Annotated in this window: 17 protein-coding genes and 1 riboswitch; of the genes, 8 read left to right on the top strand and 9 right to left on the bottom strand. The window is 43.8% G+C overall.

Annotated elements, in window-relative coordinates; translation table 11 throughout:
- The 6 genes from HRT75_RS01475 to HRT75_RS01450 all read right to left on the bottom strand — a co-directional run.
- Window positions 1-554, bottom strand: a 554-nt coding sequence (locus tag HRT75_RS01475; RefSeq protein WP_291182232.1) for a PLP-dependent transferase, incomplete at its 3' end; no start/stop codon positions are given.
- A gap of 124 nt (window positions 555-678) precedes the next feature.
- Window positions 679-789: riboswitch (SAM riboswitch) on the bottom strand.
- A gap of 117 nt (window positions 790-906) precedes the next feature.
- The gene (locus HRT75_RS01470) at window positions 907-1,722 is read right to left on the bottom strand and encodes a DUF1080 domain-containing protein (protein WP_291182231.1); all 816 of its coding nucleotides are present in this window, start codon (window positions 1,720-1,722) and stop codon (window positions 907-909) included.
- Window positions 1,723-1,733: 11 nt separating this feature from the next.
- Window positions 1,734-2,786 carry a sugar phosphate isomerase/epimerase gene (locus HRT75_RS01465; protein ID WP_291182230.1) on the bottom strand — a complete coding sequence of 351 codons (1,053 nt, stop codon included), beginning with the start codon at window positions 2,784-2,786 and terminating at the stop codon, window positions 1,734-1,736.
- A 4-nt stretch (window positions 2,787-2,790) separates the two neighbouring features.
- A complete protein-coding gene (locus tag HRT75_RS01460; protein ID WP_291182229.1) occupies window positions 2,791-3,930 on the bottom strand; it encodes a Gfo/Idh/MocA family oxidoreductase in 1,140 nt (379 codons plus the stop codon).
- 3 nt (window positions 3,931-3,933) lie between these two features.
- Window positions 3,934-5,163, bottom strand: coding sequence for a nucleoside permease (locus tag HRT75_RS01455; RefSeq protein WP_291182228.1), 1,230 nt, complete (start codon window positions 5,161-5,163; stop codon window positions 3,934-3,936).
- 21 nt (window positions 5,164-5,184) lie between these two features.
- Window positions 5,185-6,198, bottom strand: coding sequence for a sugar phosphate isomerase/epimerase family protein (locus HRT75_RS01450; protein WP_291182227.1), 1,014 nt, complete (start codon window positions 6,196-6,198; stop codon window positions 5,185-5,187).
- Window positions 6,199-6,326: 128 nt separating this feature from the next.
- Between HRT75_RS01450 and HRT75_RS01445 the strand changes: the two genes are divergently transcribed.
- The 6 genes from HRT75_RS01445 to metK all read left to right on the top strand — a co-directional run bounded on the left by HRT75_RS01445 (window position 6,327) and on the right by metK (window position 12,728).
- Window positions 6,327-8,048 carry a GMC family oxidoreductase gene (locus HRT75_RS01445; protein ID WP_291182226.1) on the top strand — a complete coding sequence of 574 codons (1,722 nt, stop codon included), beginning with the start codon at window positions 6,327-6,329 and terminating at the stop codon, window positions 8,046-8,048.
- Between the two features lie 12 nt (window positions 8,049-8,060).
- A complete protein-coding gene (locus HRT75_RS01440; protein ID WP_291182225.1) occupies window positions 8,061-8,681 on the top strand; it encodes a gluconate 2-dehydrogenase subunit 3 family protein in 621 nt (206 codons plus the stop codon).
- A 14-nt stretch (window positions 8,682-8,695) separates the two neighbouring features.
- The gene (locus HRT75_RS01435) at window positions 8,696-9,622 is read left to right on the top strand and encodes a TIM barrel protein (RefSeq protein ID WP_291182224.1); all 927 of its coding nucleotides are present in this window, start codon (window positions 8,696-8,698) and stop codon (window positions 9,620-9,622) included.
- 148 nt (window positions 9,623-9,770) lie between these two features.
- Window positions 9,771-10,106: a P-II family nitrogen regulator gene (locus HRT75_RS01430; protein ID WP_291182223.1), complete on the top strand. Its 336-nt coding sequence runs from the start codon at window positions 9,771-9,773 to the stop codon at window positions 10,104-10,106.
- 8 nt (window positions 10,107-10,114) lie between these two features.
- On the top strand, window positions 10,115-11,344 hold the full coding sequence (amt, locus tag HRT75_RS01425; RefSeq protein WP_291182222.1) for an ammonium transporter: 1,230 nt from the start codon (window positions 10,115-10,117) through the stop codon (window positions 11,342-11,344).
- 127 nt (window positions 11,345-11,471) lie between these two features.
- Entirely contained in the window at window positions 11,472-12,728 is a 1,257-nt protein-coding gene (gene metK / locus HRT75_RS01420) for a methionine adenosyltransferase (protein WP_291182221.1), read from the top strand.
- 57 nt (window positions 12,729-12,785) lie between these two features.
- Here the strand turns inward: metK and HRT75_RS01415 are convergent, their stop codons facing one another.
- The 3 genes from HRT75_RS01415 to HRT75_RS01405 form a co-directional block, all read right to left on the bottom strand.
- Window positions 12,786-15,545, bottom strand: a complete 2,760-nt coding sequence (locus tag HRT75_RS01415) for a carboxypeptidase regulatory-like domain-containing protein (protein WP_291182220.1) — start codon at window positions 15,543-15,545, stop codon at window positions 12,786-12,788.
- A 30-nt stretch (window positions 15,546-15,575) separates the two neighbouring features.
- Window positions 15,576-16,469 carry a GLPGLI family protein gene (locus HRT75_RS01410; protein WP_291182219.1) on the bottom strand — a complete coding sequence of 298 codons (894 nt, stop codon included), beginning with the start codon at window positions 16,467-16,469 and terminating at the stop codon, window positions 15,576-15,578.
- Between the two features lie 101 nt (window positions 16,470-16,570).
- Window positions 16,571-17,416 (bottom strand): GLPGLI family protein, encoded by an 846-nt coding sequence (locus HRT75_RS01405; protein WP_291182218.1) that lies wholly within the window; start codon window positions 17,414-17,416, stop codon window positions 16,571-16,573.
- 126 nt (window positions 17,417-17,542) lie between these two features.
- Between HRT75_RS01405 and HRT75_RS01400 the strand changes: the two genes are divergently transcribed.
- Window positions 17,543-19,018: a HAMP domain-containing sensor histidine kinase gene (locus tag HRT75_RS01400; protein WP_291182217.1), complete on the top strand. Its 1,476-nt coding sequence runs from the start codon at window positions 17,543-17,545 to the stop codon at window positions 19,016-19,018.
- Complete coding sequence (locus HRT75_RS01395; protein WP_291182216.1) at window positions 19,011-19,697, top strand: response regulator transcription factor; 687 nt, start codon at window positions 19,011-19,013, stop codon at window positions 19,695-19,697. Before HRT75_RS01400 ends, HRT75_RS01395 begins: the two co-directional genes overlap by 8 nt.
- Window positions 19,698-19,704 lie beyond the last annotated feature (7 nt).

The following is a 19,704-nucleotide window of genomic DNA, read 5'->3' as shown; positions in this document are numbered from 1 at the left end:
ACTGTATTATCCACAATCAATGGCACTTTAGCAGCTTTAGCCTGTTCGGCGATATTTTCAATATCCAAAACATCCAGCTTGGGGTTTCCTAAGGATTCAATAAAGATCGCGCGGGTGTTCTCTTGAACAGCTTCGGTAAAACTGTCTGGTTCAGAAGGGTCAACAAAAGTCGTTGTGATACCCAATCGAGGCAGGGTAACATTTAGCAAATTGAAAGTCCCGCCGTAAAGACTGTTAGACGCTACAATATGATCTCCTGCACGCAACAACGTTTGTAGTGTGGTGGCGATGGCTGCAGTACCTGAGGCAGTAGTTACCGCAGCGATCCCACCTTCTAGAGCAGCCAAGCGCTGTTCTAGAATATCACAGGTTGGGTTGTTGATTCGAGTGTAGATGTAGCCGGTCTCGCTCAAATTGAACAAGTTCGCTGCATGGTCACTGTTGTCAAAAACGTAACTGGTAGATTGGTAAATTGGCACGGCTCTGGTTCCCCCGTGATTCGTTGTGTCATGACCGGCATGTAAAGCGGCGGTCGCAAATTTTGATGTACTCATTTTTCTTTCTTTTTGAGTTAAACTGAATTAATCCAAAAGTCAAATGCGCCTTGAAAAAGCGTACTTACAGAAAAATGTTATAAAGAAATTAATACCCGATTCCCGGGAACGGGAACTGGGTCTTGAGTTATCTATCCAAAATTAATCGGTAGAATTTAGCACCTTCTTTGTATAAAGACACAAAGGGTTGCTAAGGCTTCACAGGGTCTAATCCCTCAACCTTTCTTGATAACATTTCAATAAGTGTTTGAACTTTATGAGCACAAATATTGCGACACAAAATTGACAAATCCAAAAAAAGCCCAAAATTTTTGAAAATTTTAGGCTTTTAAGTTTTGTGTTTTATGCGGATTTAATCCAGTTCGCGCACCCAAATATTTCGGTAGCTCACTCCACTCATATCTTGATGATCCTGCAGTTTTATTGGGGCTTTGCCATGAGCATCATTTTTTGGCCAACCGATATATTCTGTCGTTCCTTGGATCTCAAAATGATCCTGAATTAAAACTCCATTATGAAGCACGGTAATGGTTGCTGATTTGGTTTTTTTACCGTCAGCATCAAATTCTGGTGCTCTAAAAATGATATCATAGGTATTCCATTCTCCGGTAGGAACAGCTGCTTTAACAAGCGGCGGAGATTGCTTGTAAATGGAACCTGCTTGTCCGTTTACGTAAGTTGGATTATCATTGTTGTCCAGCACCTGAACCTCATAACGATTTTGCAAGAATACTCCCGAATTGGAACGAGCTTGACCCTCGGCCTTATTGTCTGGGTTAGAACGCCATTCTAAATGCAACTGTACGCTGCCAAAGGACTGCTTGGTTTGAATATCACCGGTCTTATCCTTAACGGTCATGCTCCCATCACCATTGAGAACCCACTGGGCCGCAGAGCCATCTTTGGCAGACTCCCAATTGTCCAAACTTGAACCATCAAAAAGCACTATAGCATCAGACGGCACTCCGTTATTGCCAACAGGTTCAATCTCAGCAGGAACAGGCTCCCATTGCTCAGTTTCTTTAGGGTCTGTCGGTTCTTGCTCGACTTCAGTTACAGTCTCTTCTTGTACTGCTTCCGTATCGGTTTGAGCCTCTGCATTTTGGTTACAAGCTACAGCGAATCCGCAGCAAACAAGCAATACACTTAATCGGTATATACGTTTCATAAGGATGGTTTTTATAGTCCTAAAATCTTTTTGAGTTTTTCTTTATCGATCTCAGCTCCTGCAAAGTCGTCAAAGCGTTTTGTGGTAGCTTCTATGATGTGATCACTAATGAATTTTGCGCCTTCACGAGCCCCTTGTTCTGGGCTTTTGATCACACATTCCCACTCCATTACAGCCCAAACGTCACAGCCGTATTCTGTGAGTTTGCTAAAGACAGTTTTATAGTCGATCTGACCGTCTCCTAGAGAGCGGTATCGACCTGCACGGTCCTTCCAATCACCGTATCCGCCGTAGGCTCCTTTCTTCCCAGTAGGATTGAATTCTGAATCCTTTACATGGAAGGCTTTGATGAATTCGTGGTAGTGGTCTATATAAGTGATATAGTCCAGCTGTTGTAAAACAAAATGCGATGGGTCATACAAAATATTCACCGCTTCATGGTTCCCTGTGGCGGCCAAAAAGCGTTCAAAAGTGACACCATCATGCAAGTCTTCTCCTGGGTGAATCTCGTAACAAACCGCAACCCCATTATCTTTAAATTCATCCAATAAGGGCAGCCAACGATCGGCCAATTCCTTAAAGCCCATTTCTACCAAACCTGTTGGTAATTGAGGCCATGGATGCCACATATGCCACATTAAAGCACCACTAAAAGTAGCGTGTGCCTTTAGACCTAAATGCTTACTTGCTCTTGCCGCAGATAACAACTGCTGACGCGCCCATTCGGTACGTTTGGCAGGGTTGTTTTTACAATCGTCTGGAGCGAAGTTGTCAAACATCAAATCATAAGCAGGATGCACAGCGACCAGTTGCCCTTGTAAATGCGTGGAGAGTTCGGTAATCTCCAAACCGTAATCGGCGATCTTTCCTTTGAGTTCATCGCAATAGGTTTTGCTTTCACCCGCAAGCTTTAAGTCGATCAATCGCGTTTCCCAAGTTGGGATCTGAATCCCTTTATAGCCCAGATCTCGGGCCCATCCGCAGAGTCCATCTAAAGAATTGAACGGCGGCTTATCATCCATGAACTGTGCTAGAAAAACAGCAGGTCCTTTTATAGTTTTCATTGGTTTATGCGTTTAAATCGATCCAAACATTTCCTTGACTGTGGGAAGCCACGGCTTGCTCAATAAAGTACATACCTCGCACTCCGTCTTCCATTCCTGGAAACTCTCCCGGATGATGCTCTTGTCCACGAACAGCCTTAGCCATGCCTTTGTAAATATTACCCATGGCATCAAAGATTCCTTCTGGGTGACCCGGAGGGAGTTTGGTTCCGTCTAAAGAAAGGGCATCATTATACGCATGTCCTGGCTTTAGGGTTCGCATAGGCTGACCATCTTCTAACCAATACACGTAGTTTGGATTCTCTTGTTCCCATTTGAGAGAACCTTTGTCGCCGTAAACGGCAACTGTAAAATTGTTTTCTTCTGCGGTGGCGATCTGACTGGCACGCAACACCCCTTTGACGTATTTGTCCAAACGCAATAAGACCGTGCCGTCTATATCCATTTGATAGGCTTCATACAGGTGGCTCAGACCTGCCAGGATGGATTGTACTTTAAGTCCAGTAACAAACTCCAGCATTTGGTAAGCGTGCACACCAATATCTCCCATACAGCAAGAGATTCCAGACTTCTCTGGGTCCAAGCGCCAAGTTGTTTTTCTCAGCTGCGGATCGTGAATTATCGGGTTGATCCAACCTTGATAGTACTGCACATCTACCTTTTGAATCTTACCAATAACACCTTGGGCGATCATCTGCTTCATTTGACGCACCATAGGATATCCCGTGTAGGTATGCGTTAAAGCAAATTGTTTTCCACTGGCACGTTGCACTGCTTGAAGCTCTAAAGCCTCCGCATAACTCATGGTCATTGGCTTTTCGCAGATCACGTGGAAACCGCTTTCTAAAAGCTGCTTGGCCATAGGGAAATGCAGAAAGTTAGGCGTTAATACAGATACCACTTGAATACGCTCGGACTCTGGCAGGGCCAGTTCTCCAGCAACGAATGCATCGAGATCGGCATAAATACGATCCGTGGGAATTCCTAATTCTTCTGCAAAAGCAATACTCTTTTGCAATTCCGGATTAAAAACCGCTCCGGTCAGCGCGTAGGCATCGAACATACTGGCTGCTACGCGGTGCAAAACTCCAATTAAGGAATCACCACCACCGCCAAGTACGCCCCATTTAATTTTTTGAGCCATAGATTAATCTTGGTATTCTACTTTTTCATTTTTAAAGAGTACAGCAAACAGTACCATAACTACCGCTGCGAATCCAGCTGGGAACAACCAGATCTGTTTCCAATCGTGACTGCCTTCACCGAGCAAGTTGGCATCTACAACCTTTCCGGCAATATAGAATCCGACCAACATACCCACTCCGTAAGTAGCTAAAGTGATCAATCCTTGAGCCGCACTCTTGGCCTTGTCACCTGCTTTGCTATCGGTATAAATCTGACCAGATACAAAGAAGAAATCGTAACATATTCCGTGCAAGACCACACCTGTAATAACCATAAAGAACAGTCCATCCATATCACCAAAGGCGAACAATAGATATCGTACTGCCCAAGCCAGCATCCCAACTAGAATGGTTTTCTTGAAACCGTATTTTTTAAAGAAGAAGGGTAATAACAGAATAAATACCGCTTCTGAGATCTGTCCAACAGTGGTCATTGCTGTGGAATTTTCCACACCACCCTCAGTTAAAAATGGACTTAGGTTTTGGTAGTAAAAAGCCAAGGGGATACAGATCAATACACTCGACAAGAAAAACACTAGGAAGTTTCTATCCTTAAGTAGCTTTAAAGCTTCCAGACCTAGAATGTCAGATAAGCTTACCTTTTGATCTTTACCTACTGATGGAGGTGTTTTAGGCAAGGCAAAACTGAAAACCCCTAAAATCGCAGAGGCAATTCCTACCATTAGGAAGGTATTTTGCAACATTCCTGCAGCAATATTTTCCTTGGAATCCCAAGCAAAAACAAAACTGATCACCAAACCAGCAACAATCCAACCGATGGTTCCAAAAACACGTACACGCGGAAATTCTTTAGATGGGTCGTTCATTTGATTGAACGCCACAGAATTCACCAAGGCTAAAGTTGGCATATAGGCAATCATGTATCCCAAGGTATAAGGATAGAAAGACGCTACGTCATCTGCGGTGTACATCATATACATCAGACCAGCTCCTACTACGTGGAGGATTCCCAAAATTCGCTCTGCATTAAAAAAGCGATCCGCAATGAGTCCAATAATAAAAGGTGCAATGATCGCTCCCCAAGATTGGGTAGAGAACGCTTGTGCAATTTCCCCGCCACTTGCAGAAAGGTTATTACCCATAAAGGTTCCTAAGGTCACAAACCAACCGCCCCAAATAAAGAATTCGAGGAACATCATAAAGGAGAGTTGGAAATAGGTGGATTTTTTCATTGTTTGTTAGTTTGGTTGTTATTACATGCTGCTACCCAAAGAAATGAGCAGGTCACGTGTGGCTTCAATTCCTTCTTGTTCTGAAAGATTATTTCCTTCATATTCTACACCGATGTAACCAGTATATCCTGCTTCCTTAACAATACGAAGCATTTTAGCGTAGTCAATTTTGGTCTCGTTGCCGTCTTCATCAAAATCGTAAGACTTAGCACTTACCGCTTTAGCAGCAGGCATCATGAGTTGAACTCCTTCATAAATGTCAGGGTATTCCATTTCACACTCGCCCCATTTTGCTCCGTCTTTACGCTTAACGCAAAAATTTCCGAAGTCTGGAAGGGTTCCGCAGTTATCCATTCCCACTGCATTGATCACCTCCATTAGAAGTGGTGCATTAGACGATTGCCATCCGTGGTTTTCCACTAAAACATTCACGCCTTTGGTCTTGGCATAAGCTCCTAATTTTGACAAACCGTCAATACTGTTGGCTTTCCATTCCTCATCATTCAAAGAACCGAACAGATTGATTCTGATAGAATGACAACCCAATTCTGCAGCGGCATCAACCCAACGTTTGTGGTTCTCTACCGCCTGATCACGAGCTGCCTCGTCATTGACAGAAAGATCACCTTCACCGTCAATCATGATGATGAGATTCTCCATTCCAGCTTCTTCACTCTCTGCTTTAAGTCTTTGGGTGATCGCCTTGATGGCTTCATCCTTGGTGTCGTATTCTTCCATCGCAGAATTGTACAACTGACTTACGTATTCCAATCCAGCAAAACCATTGTCTCTGGCATAAACTGCAAAGTCAAAAGGATCCATTCCGTCCTCCAAGATCATGCGGTGGATAGACCACTGAGCAAGCGACAGTTTGAAGAAAGGATCACTGGCCTTTTCAGCGGTGGTTTCTGCTGCGGTTTCGGCCTGATTTTCAGGCTCTTTTTCAGCTTTTTCAGACTTACAACTGCCTAGCGTAAAGGCAGTTAATAACAATATTAAAAGTGTAAACTTTTGACGAGTTAGTTGCATTTTCATTAGAAAAATTTTAGAAGAGGCATCAAATTAACAATAATAAATTTGATTTATTACAGATAAGATAATTAATTTAGATGCTCTGTAAAAATAACACCTTAAGGTTAATCTTACCAAAACTAAACAGTATAATGACAAGTTGTTTTCTCCCAAATCCTGATGCTGAATACGATGCGATCGTAGTAGGTACCGGAATTTCTGGCGGATGGGCCGCCAAAGAACTATGCGAGAACGGACTCAAGACCTTGGTCTTAGAGCGCGGTCGCATGGTTGAACACCCTCAAGATTACACCACGGCAAATTTAGACCCTTGGGATCTTCCCAATGGTGGAACTCCAAGCCGTGAGACTCGACTAAAAAAACACAAACAACACCGTACCGGTTATGTGACCAATGAAGCGCATCAACACTTTTTTGTGGATGATAAAAAGCACCCTTACAATGAGGACCGCCGCTTTGATTGGATCCGTGGATACCATGTTGGTGGTCGTTCCCTTATGTGGGGACGTCAAAGTTACCGCATGGGTGACATTGATTTTGAAGCCAACAAGAAAGAAGGTATCGCAGTAGATTGGCCAGTGCGTTATGCTGATGTAAAAGAATGGTATGATTATGTAGAGGAGTATATTGGTGTAAGTGGAACCAACCTAGGCTTGGATATTTTGCCTGATGGGAAATTCCTGAAGCCGATGGAGCTCAACTGTGTGGAAGAGCACCTGCAAGGGAAGATCAACGAAAGCTTTGATGACGGACGTGTATTGACCATTGGTCGTGCCGCACACATCACAGAAGGAACCAAGCCTGGCAAAGGACGTTCTCAATGTTTATATAGAAACCGCTGTATGCGCGGTTGTCCTTACGGCGCCTACTTTAGCTCCAACAGTAGTACACTTCCTGCTGCAGAGGCTACCGGTAATATGACTCTGAGACCAAACTCGATTGCTTATGAGGTGATCTATGACGATGCCACTCAGCAAGCAACTGGAGTTCGTGTTATTGATACGGAGACCAAAGAGAAGATGGAATTCAAAGCACAGATCATTTTCTTGTGTGCTTCTGCCGTTGCATCGACTTCAATTTTACTACAATCAAAATCGGATCGCTTTCCGAACGGACTTGGAAACGACTCTGGTGAGCTGGGCCACAACCTGATGGACCACCACTTTAGAGTAGGAGCTCGTGGAAAAGCAGTTGGATTTGACGACAAATACTTTAAAGGCCGCCGTGCGAACGGAATCTATATTCCTCGATTCAGAAACCTTGGAGGAAATACAGACGTAGATACCTTTAAGCGTGGTTACGGATATCAAGGAGGAGCTAATCGCGGTGCTTACGGCGATATGGTTGCCGAACTGAAATACGGTCCGGAGCTTAAAGAAGCTATCTTAAAGCCAGGGGAATGGAGCATGAATTTGCTTGCCTTTGGTGAGACCTTACCAGATCACAGCAACCGCATGTACCTGGATTACGACAAGCTGGATGAATGGGGCTTACCTACCGTGACTTTTGATGCGGACTTTGGTGAGAACGAACTCGCCATGCGTAAGGACATGAAAGAACAAGCGGTTAAAATGCTCGAAGCTGGTGGATTTACAGACATTACTACCTATGATGACATTGGCGGTATGGGTCTTGGAATCCACGAGATGGGAACGGCTCGTATGGGACGCGATCCTAAGACTTCAGTCTTGAATAAATGGAATCAGGTACACGCCTGTAAAAACGTTTATGTAACTGATGGATCCTTCATGACTTCAGCCGGATGCCACAATCCATCCTTAGGATATATGGCCTTCACCGCTCGCGCAGCTAATCACGCGGCAGAACAGTTCAAAAAAATGAAAGAAGCATAAACACTATAAACCATGGATAGAAGACAAGCACTTAAGAATATTGGACTTACTACAGGTTTTGTAGTGGCTTCACCCGCACTTTTCAGCTTACTGGAAAGTTGCACCAGTTCAGATCCAAAATGGGTTCCAGCATTTATGGACGAAACCCAGGCGATGGTTGTAGGTCGATTGGCAGATGTATTCTTGCCAAAGACAGAGGCTACACCAGCTGCTTCAGAACTGAACGTGGTTCAATTTATAGACACCTATTGGAACGACGTTTCCACAGTGAAATATCAAGGAAAGATCAAAACGGTCTTTGGAGAAGTTATTGGAAAGATGAAAGCCGAACACGGTGAGGACCTTTCTGTAATGACTGACGAGAACTATATGGCTTTCTTGGATGCCAATATGTTGCACCCAAGAGACGAAAAACCAGATCCACCAGGAACCAACCAAGGTTTTGAGGACTTTGAAGACGATACACCTGTGTCGGTTTCTAAGTTCCTGAATGGACTCAAATGGATGTGTATTAACGCCTATTTGGGAACCCAACAGATTGGAGAGGATTATCTGGTTTATGAACCTGTACCGGGAACCTATGTTTGTGATGATCTGCAAACACTCACCGGAGGAAAACGTTATTCACTTTAGTAGCGAATCCAAAGATGAAAAGAAGACAATTCATAAATAATGTAGCGCTCGCCTCGGTGGGCGCTTCGTTTTTAGGGGGAAGCCTAAAGGCACAAGCTGCCAACGCTTTTACGCCCGCAAAGAACAAATTTCCTTTGCACTTTGCACCGCACGACGGCATGTTCAAAGCACATGCGGGAACAGACATTCTGGATCAGATCCAGTTTATGGCAGACCAAGGATTTACGGCCTTTGAAGACAATGAACTCAAGGGACGTTCACTGGCAACCCAAGAGGCTATGGCCGCTTTGCTCAAAAAACTCCAAATGACCATGGGTGTTTTTGTAGCGCATAAAATATATTGGAAGGAACCCAACTTGGCCAGCGGTAATGAAGATTACCTGAACGAGTTCTTGGCAGACATAAAAGATTCGGTCGCTGTTGCAAAACGCATCGGAGCCAAATGGATGACCGTAGTACCCGGCCACGCAGACCTGAGACTTTCTAAAGATTATCAAACCGCTAATGTGGTCAACGCTTTGCGCAAAGCCTGTGAAATTTTAGAGCCTCACGGTTTGGTCATGGTTTTAGAACCTTTGAACTTTAGAAACCACCCTGGATTGTTTTTAACCGAATCGCCTCAGGCCTATCAGATCTGCAAAGCAGTGAATAGTCCTTCCTGCAAAATTCTCTTCGATATTTATCACCAACAAATTCAAGAAGGCAATCTGATTCCTAATATAGAAGCCTGTTGGGATGAGATCGCCTATTTCCAGATCGGGGACAATCCAGGGCGCAACGAACCTGGTACCGGAGAGATCAATTACAGAAATGTATTTAAGTACATTCACGACCGCGGATTCCAAGGCGTTCTGGGAATGGAACACGGAAATTCTATGCCCGATAAGGCTGGAGAGCAAGCGGTGATTGATGCTTACCTATCCGCTTCAAACTTCGATTAAGGAAATCGTAAAAAATATCATATAAATTAAATACCCCTAATTTTTTAGGGGTATTTTTTACTATGTTGATAAAAATTAATTACTACCCCCTATTTTTTAGGGGGTATACTATTTTAAATTATATTTTTGATACATCAACTCACAGATTATGAAGAAAATCGAGGCGATCATCAGGAAATCAAAGTTCGAAGCAGTTAAACAAGCCCTGCATGAAGTGGAAGTCAACTTTTTCTCCTATTGGGATGTTTCTGGACAGGGAAATGAAAAGCACGGCTCTGTTTATAGAGGTGTACCCTACAAAACCAGCGATATCCAACGCCGATGGCTTTCTATTGTAGTCAATGACGATTTTGAAGAGCGCACCGTACAAGCGATCATCGAATCGGCAAAAACGGGCAGTGTTGGAGACGGAAAGATCTTTGTTAGCCCAATTGAAGAAGTTTATAGAATTCGCACCGGAGAAAGCGGTGGACAAACCTTATAAAAATTACCATGGAGCACGCAGTATTTACCATCAACAATGTATGGATGATGATCTCAATAGGCTTGGTATTCATCATGCATTTGGGCTTTGCTTCCCTGGAATCGGGATTGACTCGTTCTAAAAATACCATCAACATTTTGTTTAAGAATGTCATGATATTGGCCATTGGCCTTTCTACTTATGCCTTCTTTGGGTTCAGCCTCATGTATCCCGGAGAAGCCTTTGCTGGCGCATACTTTGGTTTTAAAGGGTTCGGGCTGCCGCTCCCCAATGGTGGCCTGACCGAAACCTATAATATGGGCTATACCTTTTACACGGAATTCTTATTTCAAGCCATGTTTGCCGCAACAGCCGCAACCATAGTATCCGGAGCCGTTGCAGAACGCATTAAGATCAACAGCTTTTTGATCTTCTCCTTGTTCTATGTTGGCTTGATCTACCCCATCGTAGGTATGTGGCATTGGGGTGGCGGATTCCTTGCAGCCATGAACTTCCATGACTTTGCAGGTTCTACCTTAGTGCATTCTGTGGGTGGATGGGCTGCACTCATCGCTGTGATCTTGTTAGGCCCTAGAATTGGAAAATATACAGCAGATGGCATAAAACCCATTTTTGGACACAATGTACCCTTAGCGACGCTGGGCGTATTTTTACTTTGGTTTGGATGGTTTGGATTTAATGGCGGATCCGTGCTGAGTGCGGATCCTGCCACAGTATCTTTAGTTCTAGTGACCACATCCTTAGCCGCTGCTACCGGAGCTGTAGGTGCATTTTTTACTTCCTATATTAAGTTTAGATCTTATGACGTGACAATGATCCTTAACGGCGTCCTAGCTGGTTTGGTTGGAATAACTGCGGGCGCCGATGTCATGTCGCCAAATGAGGCTATGATCATTGGAGCTATCTCCGGCGGCTTGTGCGTATTGGCTATTAGTATGATAGACAGACTCAAACTTGACGATCCTGTTGGAGCCATCTCCGTGCATTTGGTGTGCGGTGTCTTCGGAACTCTGGCCGTTGGTATGTTTGGAGACAAAGCCGGATTGGGTCAGTTGTGGATTCAATTCAAGGCCATAGCGATCATTGCGGGATTCTGCTGCTTGACCTCTTTCATCATCCTGTACACCATTAAACGCACTATGGGTCTGCGTGTTACTGCCAGAGAAGAGATTGAAGGATTGGACACGCATGAACACGGCATGACCGCCTATCCAGATTTTCGTTTGAACGAGCATTAAGTCGGCGTTTTTAAGAAGTATTTTTTCGTATTTTTGAGGCCTATTAGGCGCAGCTGGGCATACCTTGTAATGTTATTGAGGTATTGATGACCAAGTGCGCATTACAGACACGACAAGATTCCTGTTTATGGCCTATTTATTTACCTCTGAAAGTGTTTCAGAAGGACACCCAGATAAAATTTCCGATCAAATCAGCGACGCACTGCTGGATCATTTCTTAGCCTTTGACCCAGAGGCCAAAGTTGCTTGTGAAACCTTAGTAACCACAGGACAAGTGGTTCTTGCCGGGGAGGTCAAAAGCAATACCTATTTGGACGTACAACAGATTGCCCGAGATGTGATCAATAAGATTGGTTACACCAAAGGAGCCTATCAGTTTAGTGGCGATTCCTGCGGAGTGATCTCCTTGATTCACGAACAATCTCAGGACATCAACCAAGGAGTTGATCGCGCCAGCAAAGAAGAGCAAGGTGCCGGAGACCAGGGAATGATGTTTGGTTACGCCACCAGTGAGACGGAAAACTATATGCCATTGGCTTTAGAGATCTCGCATTCCATTCTACAGGAACTGGCTGCCATCCGAAGAGAAAACAACCAGATCACTTATTTAAGACCTGACAGCAAAAGTCAAGTAACCATAGAATACAGCGACGACAATGTACCTCAGCGCATTGACGCCATTGTGATCTCTACCCAACACGATGATTTTGACAGCGATGACGACCGCATGCTAGCCAAGATCAAAAAAGACTTGGTTGAAATTTTGATCCCAAGAGTGAAAAGCAAATTACCAGCTTACGCGCAGGCCCTTTTCAATGACGATATAGTTTACCACATTAACCCAACTGGGAAATTTGTAATTGGCGGACCACACGGAGACACCGGACTCACCGGACGTAAGATCATTGTAGACACTTATGGTGGTAAAGGAGCTCACGGCGGAGGTGCCTTCAGCGGAAAAGATCCTTCTAAAGTGGATCGTTCTGCAGCCTATGCCGCAAGACATATTGCAAAAAATCTGGTTGCCGCTGGAGTAGCTAAAGAAGTATTAGTACAAGTTTCTTATGCCATTGGTGTAGTAGAACCTACCTCTATTTTTGTAGACACTTACGGAACCACCTTAGTTGATTTGACCGATGGAGAGATCGCACGCCGAGTAGCTGATATCTTTGATATGCGTCCAGCAGCTATTGAAAGCCGACTCAAATTGCGCAGCCCTATGTATTCAGAGACAGCTGCCTACGGACATATGGGAAGAAAACCTCAAACCGTAAATAAGGTATTTGAAAGTCCTTATTCTGGACGGGTTGAAAAAGCGGTGGAGCTCTTCACCTGGGAAAAACTCGATTATGTTGACCAGGTAAAATCAGCCTTCAGCTTATAACACAAAAAAAGGGAACTCGTTAAAGTTCCCTTTTCTTTTTCATTGCATCAATCAACACTACAATTCGTAGCGCACTATCAACATCACTATTCGAGGCAGTACAAAGAACTGCGAAGTGTTGTTGAAGTTTTCGTTAAAGCTGTCGTTGTTTAAAAAGTCAACATCCAAAAGGTTGGTCGCTTGCAATTGGTATTCCCACTTGCTGTCTTTTTCTCGGTAATACAGATTGGCATCTAAGAACGAATAGGTGTTCTCAATGGTTCCTGCCGCGTCCGTATAGTTGAAGTAACTCCACTCCGCATTGAGAGTGAAATTCTGCAAGAATACCGCGTCAAAATTCACAAAAGGCTGATGGGTTGTAAAAGTAGACTCCACCCCTGCGTTGTCATAGTTATTCAGCGTAAGACGATATCCCAATTCAACGTTTGGCCACTCGCGGAAGCTGGTTCTCAAACTGGTATTATAGCTCTGGGTAAAGTTGATACTCTCACGAATATCTTGATTAATGATGTTGTTGAATTTACCCCAACTTACGTTTCCACCTAAAGAAAAACGTAGACGCTTGATGTTCTTGGTAAACCTTGCAAAGGCAGACAAGGTCTCATCTGCAAAGTTACTGTTCAAGTTGATCGGATTAGAGATCTGCGTAATTCCAGCCAAAGCTGTATTGTTCTTGATCGCTTCTATTCTACGGGTGTAGTTGATGTTCGCACTCACGTTGGTGTAGTTGAACATATTGAAGCTGAAGTAAGTCAAATTGTAGTTGTGCACAAAGGCATTCTCCAAATTGCGATTACCTCTAAACAAGCGGTTGTAGTTGTTAAAGATAAATCCTTCCGCAAAGTTATTTACGTCCGTATACTGCGCTTGGATGGAGTAGTTGAAGCGGATATTCTCGCTCTTTTTAAGCTCTACTATTGCGTTGAAGTTCGGCAACACCAACCATTCGTTATTCTCAGAAACACTGCCCAACTGTTCGCTTTTTACGCGGTAGTTGTGCAAAGTTGCTCCAGGAGTGAAGGTGAAGATCCCCGCCTTGAATTTATAGTTAACTCCTAAGAAGTAATCACTAAAATTAAAGGTCACGTCGTTGTTGAACTCATCGTCCTCAAAGGCCACAGGAGCACCAGTAAACATAAATTCTTGGAAGATCCCAGAATTGAAATCTTGACGACTCAAGGTCGCTCCCACATTGATGTTCACGTTGCTTTTGTTGTTGATCACGTAGTAGTAATCCACCTTGGCATCTAACTTATTGGTTTTGATGCGTCGCTGCTGATTCACATCATAACGATCCATGCGTTGCAGTGGATCAAAAGTATCTTGAGAGCTGTCAAATGGCGCCGACGGATTCACTTGCGTAAACACCCCGCGGAACGGAATTGAATCTTGGATCACACTGTAAAACGGATCCTCATCTTGATACAAATGCTGCACCTGCCCCGCAAAGATGTTGTTCTCATCTAAGGTATAGTAGGCGTTGATGTTTTGATTTATTGAAAATGGAGTCGTGTTCTCGTCTTCATTGATCTCATTAGGATTGTTATTTACCGTCGAAATAATGGAGCTCACTTCGCTTTGATCTGAAGTCTTTCCAAGTACATCATAATCCAATTGGAAGTTGGAGTTCGGCTTGTAAATAGCACTCAACTTAAGCATACCCAACTGCGTGCGCTGATCGTTCACATTGTTGGTAGTCTCCGTAATACCAGTAGCCACATAATTTCTAATTGTATTTGTGATATAGCTGGTGCGGTTATCTGATAGAATCGAAAAACCACTTATATCTAATGCCTTGCTAGCATTCCAACTAAAGTTAGCCGCTAAGAATGAGGTCTCAATGGAATTGGCGCGGTTGTTCTGCCCAACGGCAAAACCGAGGTCTCCAGTATTTATATTGAAATTGGTTCCACCACCACGGTTAAAGTTTCTAAAACCTCCGGTGAAGTTAAAATAGTCCCTAAAGGTAAACGGCACCTGTCCAATATCATTGAAATCTGTAATGATGTTGATGCTGTAGTCCGGGCTGTAATAGAACAGTTTAGGGTAGATCAAATAACGGTCTTTCTCGTCGCTATCAAATCCAATTCCCCCAGAAACCTCACCAAACCAAAAGTTCTTTTTGCCCTCTTTGAGTTTGATGTTTATGGCGATGTTGTCCTGATCATTCCCCAGGCCTCGCATTTGATCCACCTCGTTATAGTTTCTCAAGACCTCCACCTTATCTACCGCATCTGCTGGGATATTTTTTGTGGCGAGTTTAGAGTCTCCGTCAAAGAAGTCCTTGCCTTCTACCATTACTTTGGAAACAGCCTTCCCTTCTACTTCTATCTCTCCGTCATCGTTGATCTCCACTCCTGGAAGCTGCTTCATGACGTCTTCTAACTTACGTTCATTACCTGTTGTAAAGGAATCGGCATTGTAAACTATGGTATCCCCTTTCACGGTCACCGGCATCTCGTAGACGATCTCCACCCCGTCCAATTGATTGGGCGCAGGGTTCAAGGTTACGTCTCGCGTCATGTCGTCGGATCCTTCTGGAACCGTCACATCAAACTCTTTGGTTTCCAAACCTAAAAAGCTCGCTTTTAGGGTGTAGGTATTGTTCGTCGGGAGATCTAATTGATATCGACCTTCATAATTGGTGATCGCATAAGATTCGATCTCCCCGGTTTCTTTTATGGTTGCGATGATGTTCGCTAACTCTAAAGGTTCTCCGATAGAGTCTTTGATCACCCCTCTTAATTTGATGCTCTGCGCGTCTGCGTCAAAGCTAAATAAAGACAATAGGATGCTTATAAAGAGTAATTTCTTCATGGTTGGCTGCACTGTATTTTGATTGATTGATTATCCTCGGAATCCGCCGCGTCGTCCGCCGCGTCCACGGCCCCACATTTCGCGCATTTCTTCCATTTTTTCTGCGACTATCGTTTGGTACTCCTCACGAGTGACCTTCTTTCCTTTAGAAGGTGCTTTGATCTCGATGGTATCCTCCGGATTCATCACAATTTTAGAACATAGAATAGTTGTTCGGTATACGTTGAGTTCAAGGATGAGTCCTGGTAATCCGCCGTATTCTCCCGGTCCGTGTTTCACTGGAATCATAGGCGTGTACCAAGCGGTAACGATCACTTCTTTTGGAATTTCAATTTGACTCATTGGGTCATCATCCGCACTGGCGGTGGCTGTAGAGTCTTTGGCGGTTTCATCGTCAGCCTTAGCATCTCGATTTCTATCACCTCTGCGGCGAGCCATGCTCCAATCGTTCTCATCGATCTTTTTCACCGCGGTCACTTTGATGGCCAAATATTGACCGATCATTTTGGACTCTTTGGTCTCTTCCCATTCCAAATTGGCGATCTCGTCTTCAATCAGAAATTGCTTGCCGTAGAATTCTTGCTCTTGGACCAGTTGCCCGGTCTCTAGATTCTTGTACTGATCTCCGGGAGTAAAACTACCCATCATCATTCCCATCCAACGGCTACCCCCGTTCGCGTCTGTCTCTAAAACCTCTTCTTCCTTGTAGATAGATTCCTGTCCATTGAAGGTTAGAATGTAGGTTTTCTCGAGGTATCTGCGCATACGCTCAGCGATCATTTTTTTCATCTCCTCCGTCATTTCACGACCGCCCCAATCCATATCCACAGTGGTTTTTGATTGGTAATAGGCCTTTCCGCTAAATTCTTGAGCGCTCATGCCGATACTCAGAAGCATCAACATTAAGGGTAGTAATTTCTTCATGTCCTTGACAATTAACAGTTTAGTGGTTTATAACAAAGCTAATTTAAAGTCTTTAGACTCGCAGAAGTGCTAGAGGTTTATTAAAGCTTTGTTAAAGTTCACTAACCGCCAATTCTGATCTCAAAACTGTTGCCGTCACGGCGACCGTTGCTCGGCTGATAACGGTCTTGCATTTCTTTCATCTTCTCCTGCATGATGGCGTTATATTCGTCTTGGGTCACTTCCTTCCCTTTGGTTGGCTCATTGACCTTTACTCCATCTTTAGGATTCATGACGATCTTACTGCAAAGTATGCTCTGATCTCCGTCCGAAATTTCTAAGATAAGTCCCGGCAATCCATAATGTCTTCCCGGACCGTGCCCTAGCGGGATTTGCGGCGTATACCATGCGGTAATGGTAATTTCCTCTTCAACAGCCTCGCTGCTCGAGTCTTTACCTTCTTCTGTATCGGAGCTAAATGAAGTATGTACTGTTCGATTTTCTGTGCGCGTTGCCTTAAAACAAGTGTACTGCCCAATGTTTTTGGTTTCTTTAGTCAAAGTCCACTCCAACTCTGGTAAGGAATCTTTGATCAAAAAGGTCTTTCCAAAAATGCCGCTTTTATTGGCCAGGCGATTCTCAGCAATGTTCTTGTAAAGCACGTCAGCTTCTCCGGCTCCAGCCACAACAATTTGCATTCCGCCTCCGCCTACTGCAGGAGCATCAAGTGATTCCACAACCTTATATAAGGAAGCATCTTTATTAAAGTCTAGCGTGTACTCTTTCTCAAACTGCTTCTTCATCATAGCAATAAGCTGCTCTTGCATTTCTGAAGGCACCTGAGTACTGTCTAATTGAATCTCTAATTTGGTTTGTGTTTTGTAGGTAGCAATGCCTTGAAAATCCTGTGCATGTAAGGATCCGACGATCAGCGAAAAGGCTACCGATAAATAAACGAGTGTTTTCATGATTGTTCTTTTTTTGTTTTGATGACACTACAAAGATGCGCAAAGACAATATTAAAGCAAGTTAAGCATTGTTAAGCACTGTTAAGCGATTTGGAAAATGCTAATCAATAGACCTACTTTTGAAATATGAAGCCAGGAAAATATCAAGGCATATTGTATTTCATCATCACCGCGATTGTATTCACATTATCGTTGCAGGCCTATTGGTTCTATCGCAGTTTTAAGGCGGAGCAACGTGAGCTGATGGCGAATGTTCAGGTGAGCCTTAACAAGGCCGTAGATGATTATTACACCCGCTTAGCCCAAGAGCAAAGCATGCTTTTTGCCAGTGACACCCTCACACTCACCTACGATGCCAACACGATAAATCTGGGGGAACAATGGGCCTTTCTTGACAGTATGCCAAAGGGGACCATTCATCGTTATGAGTTCAATGATTCCACAAATCATTCCACCATGACGGCAATTAGCATCGTTGATTCGGTTGTGAAAAACAGAACACCTGAGGGCCTTAGAGATACCGTACGCAGCTTCTTTCAACGTCTTGGGAGAAAGCCTTTTGAGCAATTGACCAATAAAATCGTGATCTCCTTTGCAGAAGAAGAAATGTCTTTACCTGTTTTAGATTCGATCTTTCACGAGGAATTACACGAGCGTGAACTGTGGATCGATTACAGTTTAAAGTACGACACGCCTTGGGGTGAAACACAAACCCTGGGCACTTTGAACTCCAATCCATCGGTAAAGTCTTTGCAAGCCAAATCTAGCTTTTTAATGCAAGACAGCTCCTTAAAAGTCTTCTTTAGAAATACCACCCCACTCATCTTGCACCGCAACGGCATTAGTTTGGGACTCTCTTTGATCTTTGTGGGTTGTATCATTGGATGTTTGCTTTATTTGCTCAGAATCATCAGAGAACAAAAACAATTGGCAGAGATCAAGAACGATCTGATCTCCAACATCACCCATGAGTTTAAAACGCCTTTAGCCACCATTGGTGTGGCTCTGGAAGGCATCCAAAGGTTCAATGCGGATAACGATCCAGAGAAGAGTAAAAAATACGCAGCCATGTCTCAAGAGCAGGTTAAAAAACTCTCGGGCATGGTAGAAAAACTATTAGAGACCGCCACGCTAGACAGCAACGCACTCATTTTGAATAAAGAAGAAATTGACCTCGTCGCCCTTTGTAAGCGTTTAGCTGTTTTGCCAGAGGCCTATGTGAGCTCACAGAAATCCATCAGCCTCAATGCCGCGCCAGAAGATCTAAAAATTCACGCCGACGCCTTTCATTTAGAGAACTTGATCAACACTTTGATTGACAACGCGCTGAAGTACGGCGGAGACATCATCAGCCTAAATATTACCACCGATGCCGCCGGAGTAAAGATCGCGGTGCACGACAACGGAAATTCATTAAACAAGGCGCAAAGTCAGCGTATTTTTGAAAAGTTCTATCGGGTCCCAAAAGGCGACACCCACGACGTAAAAGGCTTTGGAATTGGTCTGTACTACGCCAAGAACATCATTGAAAAGCACGGAGGAACTATAGGCGTGAACTTAAAAAATGGCACTACCTTTACCTTAACCCTTCCACATGAATAAGCCCATCCACATAGTATTGGCAGAAGATGAACCGGCCTTGGGTCAAATCATCAAAGAAAGCTTGGAAACTCGTGACTTTAAGGTTACACTTTGTGTTAACGGGCAGGAAGCTTTAAAAGCCTACCAACAAGAAAAACCAGAACTTTTGGTCCTGGACGTTATGATGCCGCTTAAAGACGGTTTCACTCTAGCCAAGGAAATTCGCGCAGAAGACACCCAAACACCGATCATCTTTTTAACAGCCAAATCCCAAACAGAAGATGTAGTCAACGGGTTCAACTTAGGCGGAAACGATTACCTAAAAAAACCCTTCAGCATGGAAGAGCTGATTGTTCGGATCAAAAATGCACTTAAGCAAAACGACGATCCGGACAAAAACACCACCTTCCAATTGGGTGCTTTTAACTTTAACGCCAACCGTCAAGAATTGCAGTACAAATCCAAAGAGCCTGTAAAATTGACCCATCGGGAAAGCGAACTGCTCTTTCACCTCTGCGCTAACAAAAATCAATTGTTGGATCGCTCCTTTATTTTGAAAAAGCTTTGGGGCAGTGACGACTTTTTTAACGCTCGATCCATGGATGTATTTATCTCCAATTTGCGCAAAAAACTCAAAGCAGATTCCAGCCTTCAAATAGTCAATGTTCGCGGTTACGGATACAAGCTGATATGTGATTAGTTTTTGT

The organism is Gilvibacter sp. (genome assembly GCF_013214815.1).
Lineage (GTDB): Bacteria > Bacteroidota > Bacteroidia > Flavobacteriales > Flavobacteriaceae > Gilvibacter.
The sequence above is the reverse complement of the archived record's forward strand: the minus strand, read 5'-3'. Positions and strand labels throughout refer to the sequence as shown.